Source organism: Caulobacter sp. S45 (assembly GCF_903642205.1).
In the GTDB taxonomy this organism is placed as follows: Bacteria; Pseudomonadota; Alphaproteobacteria; order Caulobacterales; family Caulobacteraceae; genus CAHJWH01.
Window position 1 is genome coordinate 1 of sequence record NZ_CAHJWH010000084.1, and the last position, 13,525, is coordinate 13,525.

Below are 13,525 nucleotides of genomic sequence, written 5' to 3' on the forward strand. Positions count from 1 at the left end.
AGCACCGCCCGCGCCAGGCTGGAGCTCAAGAGGTTGGTCTCGCCGTTGCGCCAGGCGATGACGAAATAGATGTTGAACGCTACGCCTATGCCCAGCAGCAGAGGCAAGGCGATGATGTTGGCGAAGTTGAGCGGCTGGCCGATGACCACGCAGGTGGCCAAGGTCAGCAGGCCCGCCAGCAGGATGGGCGCGAGCGTCAGCGCCACGTCGCGCACGCTCCTCAGCACCAGGCCCAGCAGCGCCACGATGACGATGAAGGACAGCACGCCCGCCTGGATGAAGGCCGTGTAGATGCTGCGGCCCGCCTCCTGGATGGAGATGGGCGTGCCGGCGGCGTCGGGCGCCACCTGGCGCACCGCTCTCGAGAAACGCGCCAGCACCGCGTTGTTATTGGAGTCGCCGCTCGGGAAGACCGACACCCTCGCCTCCCCCCCGGCGTCGACCCAGTCGCTCACCAGGTCGGGTGGCAGCGAGGCCCGGGTGACGGGCTGGGCCTGCAGCAGGCCGCGGAGCTGGTCGAACAAGATGGTCAGCGGCGCTACCAGGGTGTCCGAGGCCCGCGCGCGTACCGCTGGCGGTGCTGCGACCAGCTTCTGCAGCACATCGGCCAGATGACGGGCGTCGGCGGCCGGCTGCCCGGTGGAGACCTGAGCGGCGGCGCGCAGGTCGCCGGCCGTACGGGCGAGGCTGGCCACCCCCTCCGCATCTGAGGGCGCCGGCTGGGTCTCGAACGGGTTCAGGGTGGGGTCGAGCAGCAGCTGGGCGTCACTCACCGCCGCCAGCTTCGCGGTCTGGTCGGTCGGGATGAAGGTGCTGAGCGTCAGGGCCTGGGACACCTGCGGCAGCTTCTCCAGGCGGCCGGCGAGGGCGTCGGCCGCGGCCAAGTCCGGCGACAGCACGTCGATGGTGTTGGGCGTCTCCTGCGGGTCCTTCATCAGGTCGGCGACGGTGGTGATCGCCTCCCCGTGCGGGTTCTGCAGGTGGAGCGGATTGAAGTCGAAGCGCAGGAAAGCCATCAGGATCAGGCAAACCAGGGCCGCAGCCCCGGCGATGGTCAGCACACGGCGGCGGCGCCCGATCAGGTAGACATCCAGCCGCCCCAGCGACTCCAGCCCCACCTCCGCCGTCTCCCCCGGTGGCTTCAGCAGGGTGAGAAGCGCCGGCAGGAAGGTGATCGCCAGCACGAAGGCCACGATCATGCCGACGCCGGCGATGACGCCCAGTTCAGATACGCCCAGATAGCTGGTGGGCAGAAAGGCGAAGAAGGCGAGCGCGATGGCCGCGGCCGCCAGGGCCAAGGAGCCGCCGACGCCCGCTCCCGCCGCAGCGAGGGCGTCCTCAAGCCGCGGATGGGTAAGTCGCTCCGCGCGGTAGCGAACGCTGAACTGGATGCCGAAGTCCACCCCCAGCCCCACGAAGAGCGGGATGAAGGCCACCGAGATCAGGTTGAACCGGTGCACCGCCGCCAGACCCAACCCCGCGGTGATCACCAGCCCCACCACGGTGGTAAGCAGGATGGCGCCGATCAGCTTGGCCGAGCGCACCCCCAGCCACAGCATCACCAGCATGGCGCTGATCATCACGACAGGGATCAGCCAGGCCCGCTGCTTCAGCGAGGCGAACTGCTCGTCGTCCAGCGGCACCGAGCCGGTGAGCCGGACCCGCACGCCATGGGCGGCGTCGAGCTTCAGGCCGGCGGCGGTCTGGCGGATCAGCGCGCTGGAGGCCGCGCCGGGCTCCAGCGCCCCGTAGTCGAGCTTCGGCCGCACCAGGACAAACTGTCGGCTCCCTGCGGCGTGCGGCCCGCTGGAGAACAGCGCCTCCCAGGAAAACCAAGCCGGCTGTCCCGCCGCCACCTTGTCCAGGGCGCTCGCCAGCCCGACCATGGGCTTGTCGATCTGGGCTAGGCTGGCCTGGCCGTGCTGGACGCCCACCATGGCCGTGTCCATGGCGTTCATGACCCCGCGCAGGCTCGGGTCCGCCGCCAGCGGGCCGAGGAAGCCCTGGGCGGCCATCAGCTGGTTCAGGGTGGACTGCACCTCCGAGAGAGGCAGCAGCAGCAGCCCCTCCTTATGGAAGAAGGGGCCGCCGTTTGGACGGCGCACGCTGATGAATCGGCCAGACTGGGCCTGCAGCGCCTGGGTCAGCCGTCCGGCGGCCGATTCGGCCAGCTCCGGCGTCTGGCCGTCGATCACGACGGCGGTGACGTCCTCGTTCTGCGGGAAGGCGGAGGCGATGCGCGCGCTGTTCTGGCGCCACTTCAGCTTGGGCGAGATCAGCGCCGCGGTGTCGGTGGACATGGCGAAGTGGCCGGCCGTGTACCAACCCGCGCCCAACGCCAGCAGGAGGCCCAGCGCGCCCACCAGCCAGGCGGAGCGGCAGCTGGCGGCCACGACGCGGGCGATGAGGGAAGGCTTCACGGCGAAGATGATCCTTAGGCCCAGGGCCGGAGCGCGCATCGAGCTTGTGCCCGCTAAGCCGCATCAGGTTCAAGCCCGCGATTACAAGCTCGACAATGCAAAGCTGCGGCGCAAAGACGGCGCGTGAGTCACGACACCCTTCTCCACCGGCTGGTGCGCCCGGCCATGCGGCCCCTGGCGCGTACGCCGATCACCCCCAACCAGCTCACCACCATGCGCCTGCTGACAGGACTTGCGGCGGCGACGGGCTTTGCTTTCGGAGGGGGCTGGCGAGTGGCGGGGAGCGGCCTGTTTCTTGTCTCCCTGCTGCTCGACCGGGCGGACGGTGAGCTGGCCCGACTGAGCGGCAAGATGAGCGCCGGCGGCTACCGCTATGATCTGACCTGCGATTGCATCGCCACGGTCGCGACCTTCATCGGGCTGGGCATAGGCCTGCTCGGCGAGCTGGGGCCGGTCGCGATCGCGCTGGGGGCGGTAGCCGGCGCGTCCGTCGTCGCCGTTTTCTACCAGATCAATGTCTTGAAGGTCGCGGGCACCAGCGGACCAGGGCTGGACGGCCGGACCCTGGCCGACGCTGACGACGCCATGGTGGGCCTGCCGGTGCTTATCTGGCTCGGCCTGTCCAAGCTGGCCCTGGTGCTGGCAGGGACTGCGACGCCGATCATCGTGATCCTGCTCGTGCTGCGCGAACGCCTGCGCACGCGCCGCGCCTGATGCTGTGGTCCAGAGCCGCCCACCATATAGACGACCTACAGACGCCCTCCCCTCGATGGGGAAAGAAGGTTAGTCGATGAAGTCGCTGGCTCGGTAGCCCTGGAAATAGAGCAGCGCGGTCAGGTCGGCGTGGTCGAGCCGGGCGTCGGCGCGCTCGGCCACCACAGGCTTGGCGCGATAGGCGACGCCGAGGCCCGCCGCCTCGATCATGGCCAGATCGTTGGCGCCGTCGCCTACCGCCAGGGCGGCGCCAAGGCCGACGCCCAGCTCCGCAGCGTGGTGGCGAAGCGCTTCCAGCTTAGCGGCGCGCCCCAGGATCGGCTCGCCGACCGTTCCAGTCAGCCGCGCATCCTGGACCAGCAGTCGGTTGGCGTGGTGTGTAGTGAAGCCGGCCGCTTCAGCGACCGGGCCGGTGAAGGCCTCGAAACCGCCCGAGACCAGCACGCAACGCACTCCGTTCGCCACCAGGGTCTGCACCAGGATACGGGCGCCGGGGTTCAGCCGTACGCGTTCGGCGTAGCAACGTGTGAGGACGTCAGCCTGCAGCCCCTTGAGCTTGCTCACCCGCTCGCGCAGCGCGCCCTCGAAGGCGATCTCGCCGCGCATGGCGCGTTCGGTGACCTCAGTCACCTCAGCCTTCACGCCCGCATAATCGGCCAGTTCGTCCAGGCACTCGCAGCCGATGATGGTGGAATCCATGTCGGCCAGGAGAAGTCGCTTGCGCCGCCCCTCCGACGGCTGGACACAGACATCGACCGAGGCGTCCTCGACCGCGGCCTGTGCGACCGCCGCGACTGCAAGCCGATCCTGCGACTCCATCATCACATCGGCGCCGCCGGGGCCAAGCCAAGCCGTGGACTTGACCTCGCCCGCTGCGGCGGCCAGGGCTCGTACCCGATAAGCGGCGTTTCGGACGGCCTCGGCGTCAGGCCCGGCGAGGGTGAGGGCGAACAGCATGAGGCCTAGCGTCTGGCTGATCGCCGGACCCACCGCAAGCGGCAAGTCCGGGCTCGCGCTCCGGCTGGCGCAAGCGATGGACGCTGAGATCGTCAACGCCGATTCCATGCAGCTTTATGCCGATCTGTCGGTCCTGACAGCCCGCCCCTCTCCCGCCGACCTGGCCTGTGCGCCCCACCACCTTTACGGCGTGGCTGATGCGTCGGAGGCGTGGTCGGTGGGCCGTTGGCTGCGCGCCGCCCGCGACGTGCTCGACGGCGTCGCGAGCCGGGATCGCTCGGCCTTGATCGTGGGCGGCACCGGACTCTATTTCCAAGCGCTCACGAGCGGGCTCGCTGACATCCCGGGAGTGCCCGCGCAGGTGCGAGACGCAACGTCGGCGCGGTTGGAGGCGCAAGGGGAGACCGAGTTCCGGGCCGCGCTCGCCATCGGCGATCCGCAATCGGCGGCCCGCATCCAGGCCGGCGACCGTCAGCGGCTGATCCGCGCGGCAAGCGTGCTGGAGGCCACCGGGCGGCGCCTGTCGGCTTGGAGAGGGCGGACGCTTCCCATGCTGGCGCCGGGCGATTACCGCTCCGTCGTCTTGGATCCGCCCCGCGCCGCCCTCTATACCCGATGCAATCTTCGCTTGCAGACGATGCTCACCCGGGGCGCCCTGGAGGAGGTCGCATCGCTCCTCTCACGAGGCCTGCCCCCCGAACTGCCCGCGATGAAGGCGCTAGGCGTCCGTGAATTTGGCCGTCACCTGCAAGCAGGCCGTCCCCTCGACGCGGCGCTCGCCGAAGGTCAGCTCCAGACCCGGCGCTACGCCAAGCGGCAGTCCACCTGGTTCCGCAACCAGACCCCGGACTGGCCGAGAGTCAGGGAGGTGCAGCCGGAGGAGCAATGGGCCGCCCTGCTGAACCTGCAGCAGGCCGCCTCAGCTTGACTATGCCAGTCACGTCGGCTTGGTCAGCCCATGCGCCGCCTGAAGACCCTCTATCTCGCCGGCCCTGACCGGTCCTATCCTGACGCGGAAGCGCTGATCGGCCGCAAGCGCGCGCTGTGCACGGCCGCGGAGCTCACCGCCCGGCTGGCGGGCGACGAGGTGAGCCTGAGCACCACCGCCGGCGAGCTGCAGGCCCGCGAGATTTATGCCGGAACGTTGGCCAACCTGCGGGCGTGCGACGCGGTGGTGGCCAATCTGACGCCCTGGCGTGGGCCGGCCTGCGATCCCGCCACCGCTTTCGAAGTCGGCTTTGCGAGCGCGCTCGGCAAACCGGTGCTGGCCTACCTCAACGTCGAGGACGAGGACGACGCCGACTACCGCAGCCGAGTGGAAGGCTGGCTCGGCGCCATGCCGGACGAGGCCGGAGTCTGGCGAGACCCCGATGGATGCGCGGTTGATGACCTCGATCTACCCGACAGTCCCTTGTTGTGGGCGGAGGCGCGGCGGCTGTTTGTCATCGTCACGCCCGATCCTCTTGGCGACGTCACCGGGCTTGAACTCTGTCTCGAAGCACTCAAGGACTGGGACGACTGATCTGCTCTGGAACGCTTCGGCCAGCCGCCTGCCCCTCAACGGCGCAAGGCCGGTTTAACAGCTGACGACAGCAGCAATCAGCGCACGCGGTCGAACAGCGCCTGGAGCTTTGACTGCATCTGCATCGCCATGGCCATGTCGGAGACCTTCAGCCGCCCGGTGAGCACCGCGGTCATGGGGTTGATCCGGCCTTCTCCGAGCGCCTCCAGATCGGCCCGGGACAGGGTCAGCGTCAGATCGGCGGGAAGGTCGTCGTTGCTCACCAGGCTCCCGTCCACGCGGACCACGCCATCGCCCTTGAGGACGAACTTGACCGACCGGCCCAGCGCCGCATCCTCGCCCACCGCCTTGCGGAACTTGGTGGTGATTTCTTCCAAGCTTGCCATCTAAGCAGCGACTCCTGGTGTCATTGAGCCGGCTGTTTCGCCCGGGAATGCAGGTTGCGCAACACGAAGCGAGAGCGTTTTTGTCCTGAAATCGGCTTGAAGGGTGCTTACCCCTGCCTATCTGAATCCCTAACGACGCCGGTTTCGGGTCTTCAGGGTCGTGCGGAGCTTTGTGTCCGCATGGCCGCACCTGCGCCTGTCACCTCATGTGGTGGGCGTCGCACCTTGCTTGATGAAGAAGGATGTGAACATGCGCACGATCGATCTCTCCCCCCTGTACCGCTCCGCCGTCGGGTTCGACCGCCTGGCCGCCCTGCTGGACGCCGCGTCCAAGGCCGAAGCGCCTTCCGGCTATCCGCCCTACAACATCGAGACCACGGGCGATGACACCTACCGCATCGAGGTCGCCGTCGCGGGCTTCCGACCTGACGAGCTGAACGTCGATGTTAAGGAGAACGTCCTCACGGTGGCCGGCCGCAAAGCCGCCAACACGGATGAGGGCAAGCGCTACCTGCATCGCGGCCTGGCCGAGCGCAACTTCGAGCGCCGCTTCCAGCTGGCGGACTACGTGGTGGTCACCAGCGCCGACCTGGCCGATGGTCTGCTCTCCATCTCGCTGAAGCGCGAGCTGCCGGAAAGCATGAAGCCTCGGCGGATCGAGATCGGCCAGCGTGCCCAGGCTGCTGCCCCTCAGGCCGACAAGGGCCTGATCGAGGCACACGCCAACGCCGCCTGATCCCGGCTCTGCTGAAGGATCATGAGGGCGGCGCGTCAGCGCCGCCCTTTTTCGTGCAGGATCAGGCCGCCTGGCCCCGGCTGAAGTCGAGCCCTATTACGGCGAATAGCTGGGCTTGCCGCCAGCGTGCCCCGGCCAGCTTGGCGCCTGTGAAATCAGCCCCGGCGAGATCGCTCTCTTCGAAGATCGCGCCGCTCACGTCGGCGCCCTGCAACATCGCGTAGCGCATTCGGGTGCGTGCGAACTGGGCCGGCGCCGTACGCCCCTGGCCCAGGGGAAGCGCCGTGGCGACGACCTCCCTCAAGTCCGCCTTGGTGAGGTTGGCGCCTGTGAAGCGGGCGGCACGAAGGTCGGCGCCGCGCAGGTTCACGTTCCGCAGGTCCGCGCCTTCGAAGTTGGCCCCCTGCAGGAAGGCTCCGGACAGGTCCATGCCGACCAGGCAGGCGCCCTTCGCCGAGAGCGCCGCCAGCCGCGCACCCTTCAGCTCGCCCTTCAACAGCCGCATGTCCTCGCCATCGAAGCTGGCGAGGGCGCCGGTCGCGCCCTCGCTTCGCCACCAGACCGCCGACGACTGCACCCGCTGCAACAACCTCAGCAGCTGGATCTTGGGATCGCCCGGCAGGTCGCGTAGCACGTTGGTCAAGTCGGCCCGTGAGAGCTTGGCGCCGCGGGTGTCCACCCCCGTCAGCACGGCGCCGGAGAGGTTGGCGCCTTCCAGGTTCGCGCCCGCCACCTGGGCCCCCTCCAGGTTCGCCCCGCTCAGGTTCGCGTCCTTCAGGTTCGCGTTGGCGAGCTTGGCCCCTCGCAGCGAACAGTCGGTGAAGTCGGCGTTGCACGCGGTGGTGCCCGACAGCTGGGATCCGTCCAGGGTCGCGCCGGAGAAGTTCGCATCCGCCAGATCGGCGGAGCGGTTCTCGCTGCGCAGCGTCTCCAGCCCCAGCTTGGGATGGGGGACCACGATCTTGCCCTGTCGGAAGTCCGCGCCGCTCAGATCGGCGAAGGCCAGGTTGGCGCCTCGGAGCACCACGCCACGCAAATCCGCCCGGCACAGGATCGCACCCCGAAGGTCGGCCGTGCTGAGGTCGCAGCCGAACAGGGAGGCGCGGGTGAGATCGGCTCGGGTGAACCTGGCGCCCGCCAAGTTGCAGCCGGTGAAATCTGCCTCGGAGAGCCTGCGTCCTGCAAACTGCAGCCCGGACAGGTCAGCGAAACGATGGGTCAGCCTTTGGCCGCCCGCGCGGCCTTGAAGGAAACGCTCGTGCCCATCGAGCACCGCGTCCAGTTCGGCCTGCGTGAACCGCCGCCGCGCGCCTTGCGCCATCCAGCCCTCGCCGATCTGACCTCAAGCTAATCGGCGAAGGTGCGCGAAGGGTTAAGCGTCCGCGATGCCGGTCGCCGCAGGCTTGCGGAAGAGGAGCGCTTTGGTGAGGAAGGCGCTGTCCCTCGCCTCAGGGAGGAGACCGGCCCCGGCGAACAGGGCGGACAGGTCGGTGGCCTGGTAACTGGCGAAATAGGGCTCGTGGAAGAAGGCGGGAAAGGCCTGGAGCAGCCGATCCAGGTCCGGTGCATCGACAGTCTGGATGGAGTCGGCGAAGGCGAGCACGCCCCCGGGCTTCAGCACCCGCGCCAGCTCCGCCGCGACCGCCGGCCGAACCTTCGGCGGCAGCTCGTGGAACAGGTAGATGCAGCTGACGCCGTCCAGGCTCACATCGGCGAAGGGCAGCCGTTCGGCCGCCGCCTGAGCCATGCCTGCACCGGAGCGGAGCCCCGCCTCCTGGGCATAGGCGTGGCTCAGGTCCACGCCCGCCACGGCGGCGCGCGGGAACGCGCCCTTCAGGTCCTTGAGGAAGGCGCCTGAGCCGCAGGCGATGTCCGCGATCTTCAGGTCCCGCTGGTCCTGGTCGCGCCAAGCCTTGGCCAGCAGGGACAGGGCGCGGCGGCGCATCGCTCCCGCAGCGCCGGAGAACAGCGCCTCCACCTGGGCCTCGTAGCGCTTGGCGCTGTCCGCGGTGAACCAGCCGCCGGTCTGATAGTGGAAGTTCTGGCGGTAGTAGGTTGGGCCGATGGAGCCCTCTTCCTCGCGCGCCTCAACCGCGCCGCCGCGCTTGCGGCGGGCTTCGACTTGGCGGGCGTCGGCGATCACGTCCACCGCGCGGCGGATCGGCTGGGCGACGTTGCGCGGAGGCGTCTCGGTGACCGGGTAGAGGCCCGCCGCGACATCGGCCGCGTCCTTCTCAAAGGCTTCCAGCCACGCCGAGCGCAGACGGCCGGCCCTGGGCGGCGGAGTGTCGACGCCGGGCGGTGGGGCCGTCTCGTCGTCGGCGGGCTTGGCGATGGCGCGGCCTGCGGCGCGGTTGGTGGTCCACCACAGGGCCTTGGCGGTGGACAGCGCACGATGGCTGCGGGCATCGCGGCGGAAGGCCGCCGGGCGATGGGGCTCAGGGTTCGCCGGAAGGGGGGTTATGCCGGTCTGGTCCATCTCACCGCTCGAAAACGCCTACCAGCTCGATATGGGGAGACCAGAGGAACTGGTCCACCGGCAGCACGCGCGTCAGGTGGAATCCGGCGTCGACCAGCACCCGGGCGTCCCGGGCGAAGGTCGCCGGATTGCAGGAGACGCCCACAGCCCGACTGACCTTGGAGGGAGCGATCTCGCGCACCTGCTCCAGCGCCCCGGCCCGAGGCGGGTCGAACAGCACCGCGTCCAACCGCTTCATCTCCATGGCGAGCAGCGGGCGGCGGGCGAGATCACGAGCCTCTGTCGTGATCTGCTTCAGGCCGGGCGCGGTGGCGATGGCCTGTCGGAGCGCCTCGACCGCGCTTGCCGTCCCGTCGATCGCCAGCACCGAGGCGGTCTCGGCTAGGCGGAAGCTGAAGGCGCCCGAGCCGCAGTAGAGGTCGGCGACGCGATCGGCGCCTTGAATGGCCTCGCACGCGAACGCCGCCATGGCCACCTCGGCCGCCTCCACCGCCTGGAGGAAGCCGCCGGGCGGCGGCGCCACGCTCGCCGCGCCGAAGCGGACGATGGGCCGGCGCGCCTGGAACAAGGCCTCGCCCGCGAGCGTCAGCCGGGCCAAGCCGCCTGCCTGCGCCGCGTCGGCCACCCGGCGGCGCGAGTCGGCGGACAGGCCGCCTCTCCTGGCCTCCACGCCGCTGACGTCCACGTCAAGGCCGGTGAGGGTGGAGGTGACGTGCAGGATGGGGGCGGACTTGGCGTGTTCGAAGAGCGGGCTGGCGCAGGCGGCGAGCGCCGGCAGGGCGGCGACCAGGCGGGGCTCGGCGATGGCGCAGACGGCGATCTCCACCAGGTCCCAGGTCCCGCGCGCCTTGTAGCCGAGCGTCACGTGGCGTCCGGACTTGCGGGCGTGGAGCGCCAAGCGGCGGCGGGAGCCCGGCGCGGCGGCGAAGGGCGTGGCGAACTCGGTCTCGATCCGTTCGCGGCCGAGCGCGAGGCGCACCTGCTCCACCTTCCACGCCAGGTAGGGCGCAGGGTCGAAGTGCTGCAGCGCGCAGCCGCCGCAGCGGCCGAAGTGCGGACAGGGTGGGGCGACGCGGTGGGCCGAAGGCTGAAGCACGGCCTCCAGCTCGCCGCGTTCACCGGAGACGCGGGCGCGCACCTGCTCGCCGACGAGGGTGAAGGGGACGTAGGCGGGGTGGCCGTCCAGCTCGGCGACGCCATCGCCGGAGGCGCCGAGGGCGGCGATGGTGAGGTCCGCCGTTTGCAAGGGCGTGGAGACAGGAGCCGGTCTGCGAAGCTGTCTCAAATCCCACTCCTCCCCTGCGCAGCGGGGGAGGTGGCGCGGCGCGAAGCGACGTGACGGAGGGGGCGTCGCCGCCGCTCCATTGTCCTACTTGATACGGCAGCGGCGGTGACGCCCCCCTCACCACGCTTCGCGCGGTCCCCTCCCCCCGCTTCGCAGGGGGAGAGAAGAGGCGGCGCCCGTCTCAGTCCAACCCCCTCAGCCGCGCGAGACCGGCCTTCAGCCGCGCCAGCGTCGCTTCCGCCTCCGCCAGCTTCGCCCGCTCCGCCTCGACCACCTCGGGCTTGGCGCGGGCGATGAAGTCGGGGTTGGCTAGCTTCTTCGCAGTGCGGGCGATGTCCTGCTCGGCGGACGCGACGCCCTTCTCCAGGCGGGCGCGCTCGGCGGCGAGGTCGATGAAGCCCGCCACCGACAGGGCCGCGCCGACGCCGCCCAGCAGCACCGCGCCGGGCGGGGCCGCATCGGCCTCGCGCACGGTGTCCAGCCGCGCCAGGCTGCACAGCCGGTCGCGGTTGCGGGCCAGCCGGCTGCGGGTCTCCGCATCCGGCGCGATCAGGGTGAGCGGCGGCTTGGCCGACGGCGGTACGTTCATCTCGGCGCGGACGGAGCGCACCTCGGTGACCAGGGCGATCAGCCAGTCGATCTCTGCCTCGGCCGCCGGGTCGATCCACGCTGCGGGCAAGTCGGGCCAGGGCGTCTCGATCAGCAGGGTCTGGCGGGCGGGGCCGAACTCGGCGGTCTGCTCCCACAGCTCCTCGGTGATGAAGGGGGAGACAGGGTGCAGCAGGCGCAGCGCCTGGTCCAGCACCCAGGCGATGGTCGCGCGGGTCTCGGCCTTGGCCCTGCCCTCGCCGCCGTTCAGGATCGGCTTGGCCAGCTCCAGATACCAGTCGCAGACCACGTTCCAGATGAAGCGGTAGAGCACGCTCGCCGCTTCCGCGAAGTCGGCCCCGTCCAGCGCGGCCGTCACCGCGTGGGCCGCAGCGGTGGTTTCCGATCGTATCCAGCGGTTCAGCGTCTCGCACACCGCACCGGGGTCGAACGCGGGGTCGGCCACGCACTCGTTCATCTGGCAGAAGCGGGCGGCGTTCCAGAGCTTGGTGCCGAAGTTGCGGTAGCCCTCGATCCGGGTCTTCGACAGCTTGATGTCGCGCGTGCCCGAGAGCATGGCCATGGTGAAGCGCAGCGCGTCGCAGCCCAACTCGTCGACGATGTCGAGCGGGTCGATGACGTTGCCCTTGGACTTGGACATCTTCTGCCCGCGCTCGTCGCGCACCAGCCCGTTGATGACCACCCGGCGGAACGGGACCTCGCCTCGGAACTCCAGCCCCATCATCATCATCCGCGCCACCCAGAAGAAGATGATGTCGAAGCCGGTGACCAGGGTGTCGGTGGGGTAGAAGCGCTGCAGGTCCGCGGTGTCCTCCGGCCAGCCGAGGGTGGAGAAGGGCCACAGGGCGGAGGAGAACCAGGTGTCGAGAACGTCATTATCCCGGTAGACGCTCGGAGGACCATTCGAGGGTGTAAACCCGAGTTCGGCGATCTTTGTCTGAGCGTCGCTTAGATCCTCTGCCCAGACGACATTAGGAAAGCGTCGAAAGATTTCAGCTTCCGCCTCTTCAGGCGTTTCGAAGACAATAACGTCCCGTAGCTTTGGTTTGAAATCTTCATCAACCCAGTCATGTACATACCAAGCCGGTATCCGGTGCCCCCACCAGAGTTGGCGCGAGATGCACCAGGGCTCGATGTTGCGCATCCATTCGAAGTAGGTCTTCTCCCAGTTCCTGGGCTCGAAGACGGTGCGGCCGTCCTCCACCGCCGCGATCGCGGGCGCCGCCAGGGTCTTGGCGTCCACGTACCACTGGTCGGTGAGGAAGGGCTCGATCACCACGCCGGAGCGGTCGCCGTGGGGCTGGGCGATCAGCTTGTCCTCGATCTCGCGCAGCAGGCCGAGCGCCTCGATCTCCTGCACCACCATGCGCCGGGCGTGTTCACGCTCCACGCCCTGGTAGCGCTCCGGGATCGGGCCGGTCATGCGCGCGCGCTCGTCCATGATCGAGATCATCGACAGGCCGTGCCGCTGGGCCACCTGGAAGTCGTTGAAATCATGGGCACCGGTGATCTTCACCGCGCCCGAGCCCTTCTCCGGGTCCGGGTACTCGTCGGCGATGATGGGGATCAGCCGGTCGGCGATGGGCAGCTTCACCATCCGGCCCACGAACTTCGTGTAGCGCTCATCGTCCGGATGCACGGCCACCGCGCCGTCGCCGAGCATGGTCTCCGGCCGCGTGGTGGCGATGACGATCTCGGACACTCCGTCGATGGGCTCGCCCTCCAGCGGATAGGCGAACCACCACATCTTGCCCTGCACCTCGCGGGTCTCGACCTCGAGGTCGCTGATGGCGGTCTGGAAGTGCGGGTCCCAGTTCACCAGCCGCTTGTCGCGATAGATCAGGCCCTTCCTGTGCAGCTCCACGAACACCTTGCGCACCGCCGCCGACAGGCCCTCGTCGAGGGTGAAGCGCTCGCGGCTCCAGTCGCAGGAGGCCCCGAGCCGGCGCAGCTGCTGGGTGATGGTCCCGCCGGACTGCGCCTTCCAGGCCCACACCCGGTCGACGAAGTCCTCGCGGCTCATGTCGCGGCGGCCGATGTTCCCCTCGGCGGCGAGCTGGCGCTCCACCACCATCTGGGTGGCGATACCGGCGTGGTCGGTCCCGGGAAGCCACAGGACGGCCTCGCCCTTCATGCGGTGGTAGCGGGCGAGGATGTCCTGTAGCGTGGTGTTCAGCGCATGGCCGATGTGCAGCGAACCGGTGACGTTGGGCGGCGGGATGACCATGCAGAAGGGCTTGGCGTCCGGGTTGCGCGCCAGGGCCTCTTCGGGGCGGAAGGCGCCCGACGCTTCCCAGCGGGCATACAGACGCGGTTCGGCGGACTTGGGGTCGAAGGTCTTCTCGAGCATGGCTGGTGGGGGAAAGCGCGGCGGGGACGGGTATGCAAGCTAAAAACCGCCTGCCTCGACGGGATAG

General features: G+C 69.4%; 11 protein-coding genes. 4 read left to right on the plus strand and 7 right to left on the minus strand.

What is annotated here, in order from left to right:
- Nucleotides 1–2,420 (minus strand): MMPL family transporter (locus HUV06_RS09660; RefSeq protein WP_174301061.1); only part of this gene is annotated, 2,420 nt, incomplete at its 3' end.
- A 123-nt stretch (nucleotides 2,421–2,543) separates the two neighbouring features.
- Between HUV06_RS09660 and HUV06_RS09665 the strand changes: the two genes are divergently transcribed.
- Nucleotides 2,544–3,134, plus strand: coding sequence for a CDP-alcohol phosphatidyltransferase family protein (locus tag HUV06_RS09665; RefSeq protein WP_174301062.1), 591 nt, complete (start codon nucleotides 2,544–2,546; stop codon nucleotides 3,132–3,134).
- Between the two features lie 69 nt (nucleotides 3,135–3,203).
- On the opposite strand, the gene serB is transcribed toward HUV06_RS09665, so the two are convergent.
- The gene (gene serB, locus HUV06_RS09670) at nucleotides 3,204–4,091 is read right to left on the minus strand and encodes a phosphoserine phosphatase SerB (RefSeq protein WP_217433753.1); all 888 of its coding nucleotides are present in this window, start codon (nucleotides 4,089–4,091) and stop codon (nucleotides 3,204–3,206) included.
- Between serB and miaA the strand changes: the two genes are divergently transcribed.
- Both miaA and HUV06_RS09680 read left to right on the plus strand, forming a co-directional pair.
- Nucleotides 4,090–5,019, plus strand: coding sequence for a tRNA (adenosine(37)-N6)-dimethylallyltransferase MiaA (miaA, locus tag HUV06_RS09675; RefSeq protein WP_174301064.1), 930 nt, complete (start codon nucleotides 4,090–4,092; stop codon nucleotides 5,017–5,019). The two genes, serB and miaA, sit on opposite strands and share 2 nt — an antisense overlap.
- 30 nt (nucleotides 5,020–5,049) lie before the next feature.
- Entirely contained in the window at nucleotides 5,050–5,613 is a 564-nt protein-coding gene (locus tag HUV06_RS09680; RefSeq protein WP_174301065.1) for a nucleoside 2-deoxyribosyltransferase, read from the plus strand.
- A 77-nt stretch (nucleotides 5,614–5,690) separates the two neighbouring features.
- Here HUV06_RS09680 and HUV06_RS09685 read toward each other — a convergent pair whose 3' ends face one another.
- Complete coding sequence (locus tag HUV06_RS09685) at nucleotides 5,691–5,999, minus strand: SCP2 sterol-binding domain-containing protein (protein WP_174301066.1); 309 nt, start codon at nucleotides 5,997–5,999, stop codon at nucleotides 5,691–5,693.
- A 250-nt stretch (nucleotides 6,000–6,249) separates the two neighbouring features.
- Here HUV06_RS09685 and HUV06_RS09690 point away from each other — a divergent pair, with 250 nt between their 5' ends.
- Nucleotides 6,250–6,735, plus strand: coding sequence for an Hsp20 family protein (locus HUV06_RS09690; protein WP_174301067.1), 486 nt, complete (start codon nucleotides 6,250–6,252; stop codon nucleotides 6,733–6,735).
- A gap of 61 nt (nucleotides 6,736–6,796) precedes the next feature.
- Here the strand turns inward: HUV06_RS09690 and HUV06_RS09695 are convergent, their stop codons facing one another.
- From HUV06_RS09695 to HUV06_RS09710, 4 genes are all read right to left on the minus strand, one after another.
- Nucleotides 6,797–8,056 (minus strand): pentapeptide repeat-containing protein, encoded by a 1,260-nt coding sequence (locus tag HUV06_RS09695; protein ID WP_174301068.1) that lies wholly within the window; start codon nucleotides 8,054–8,056, stop codon nucleotides 6,797–6,799.
- Nucleotides 8,057–8,107: 51 nt separating this feature from the next.
- On the minus strand, nucleotides 8,108–9,214 hold the full coding sequence (locus HUV06_RS09700; protein ID WP_174301069.1) for a class I SAM-dependent methyltransferase: 1,107 nt from the start codon (nucleotides 9,212–9,214) through the stop codon (nucleotides 8,108–8,110).
- Nucleotide 9,215: 1 nt separating this feature from the next.
- Complete coding sequence (locus tag HUV06_RS09705; protein ID WP_174301071.1) at nucleotides 9,216–10,460, minus strand: class I SAM-dependent RNA methyltransferase; 1,245 nt, start codon at nucleotides 10,458–10,460, stop codon at nucleotides 9,216–9,218.
- Nucleotides 10,461–10,680: 220 nt separating this feature from the next.
- A complete protein-coding gene (locus tag HUV06_RS09710) occupies nucleotides 10,681–13,458 on the minus strand; it encodes a valine--tRNA ligase (protein ID WP_174301070.1) in 2,778 nt (925 codons plus the stop codon).
- Nucleotides 13,459–13,525: the final 67 nt, after the last annotated feature.

Bases quoted from the DNA above. Each gene is read 5' to 3' on its own strand.
- HUV06_RS09710 (WP_174301070.1), bottom strand. From the start codon at position 13,458: ATGCTCGAGAAGACCTTCGACCCCAAGTCCGCCGAACCGCGTCTGTAT.
- HUV06_RS09680 (WP_174301065.1), top strand. From the start codon at position 5,050: ATGCGCCGCCTGAAGACCCTCTATCTCGCCGGCCCTGACCGGTCCTAT.
- HUV06_RS09695 (WP_174301068.1), bottom strand. From the start codon at position 8,056: ATGGCGCAAGGCGCGCGGCGGCGGTTCACGCAGGCCGAACTGGACGCG.
- HUV06_RS09700 (WP_174301069.1), bottom strand. From the start codon at position 9,214: ATGGACCAGACCGGCATAACCCCCCTTCCGGCGAACCCTGAGCCCCAT.
- HUV06_RS09685 (WP_174301066.1), bottom strand. From the start codon at position 5,999: ATGGCAAGCTTGGAAGAAATCACCACCAAGTTCCGCAAGGCGGTGGGC.
- serB (WP_217433753.1), bottom strand. From the start codon at position 4,091: ATGCTGTTCGCCCTCACCCTCGCCGGGCCTGACGCCGAGGCCGTCCGA.
- HUV06_RS09690 (WP_174301067.1), top strand. From the start codon at position 6,250: ATGCGCACGATCGATCTCTCCCCCCTGTACCGCTCCGCCGTCGGGTTC.
- miaA (WP_174301064.1), top strand. From the start codon at position 4,090: ATGAGGCCTAGCGTCTGGCTGATCGCCGGACCCACCGCAAGCGGCAAG.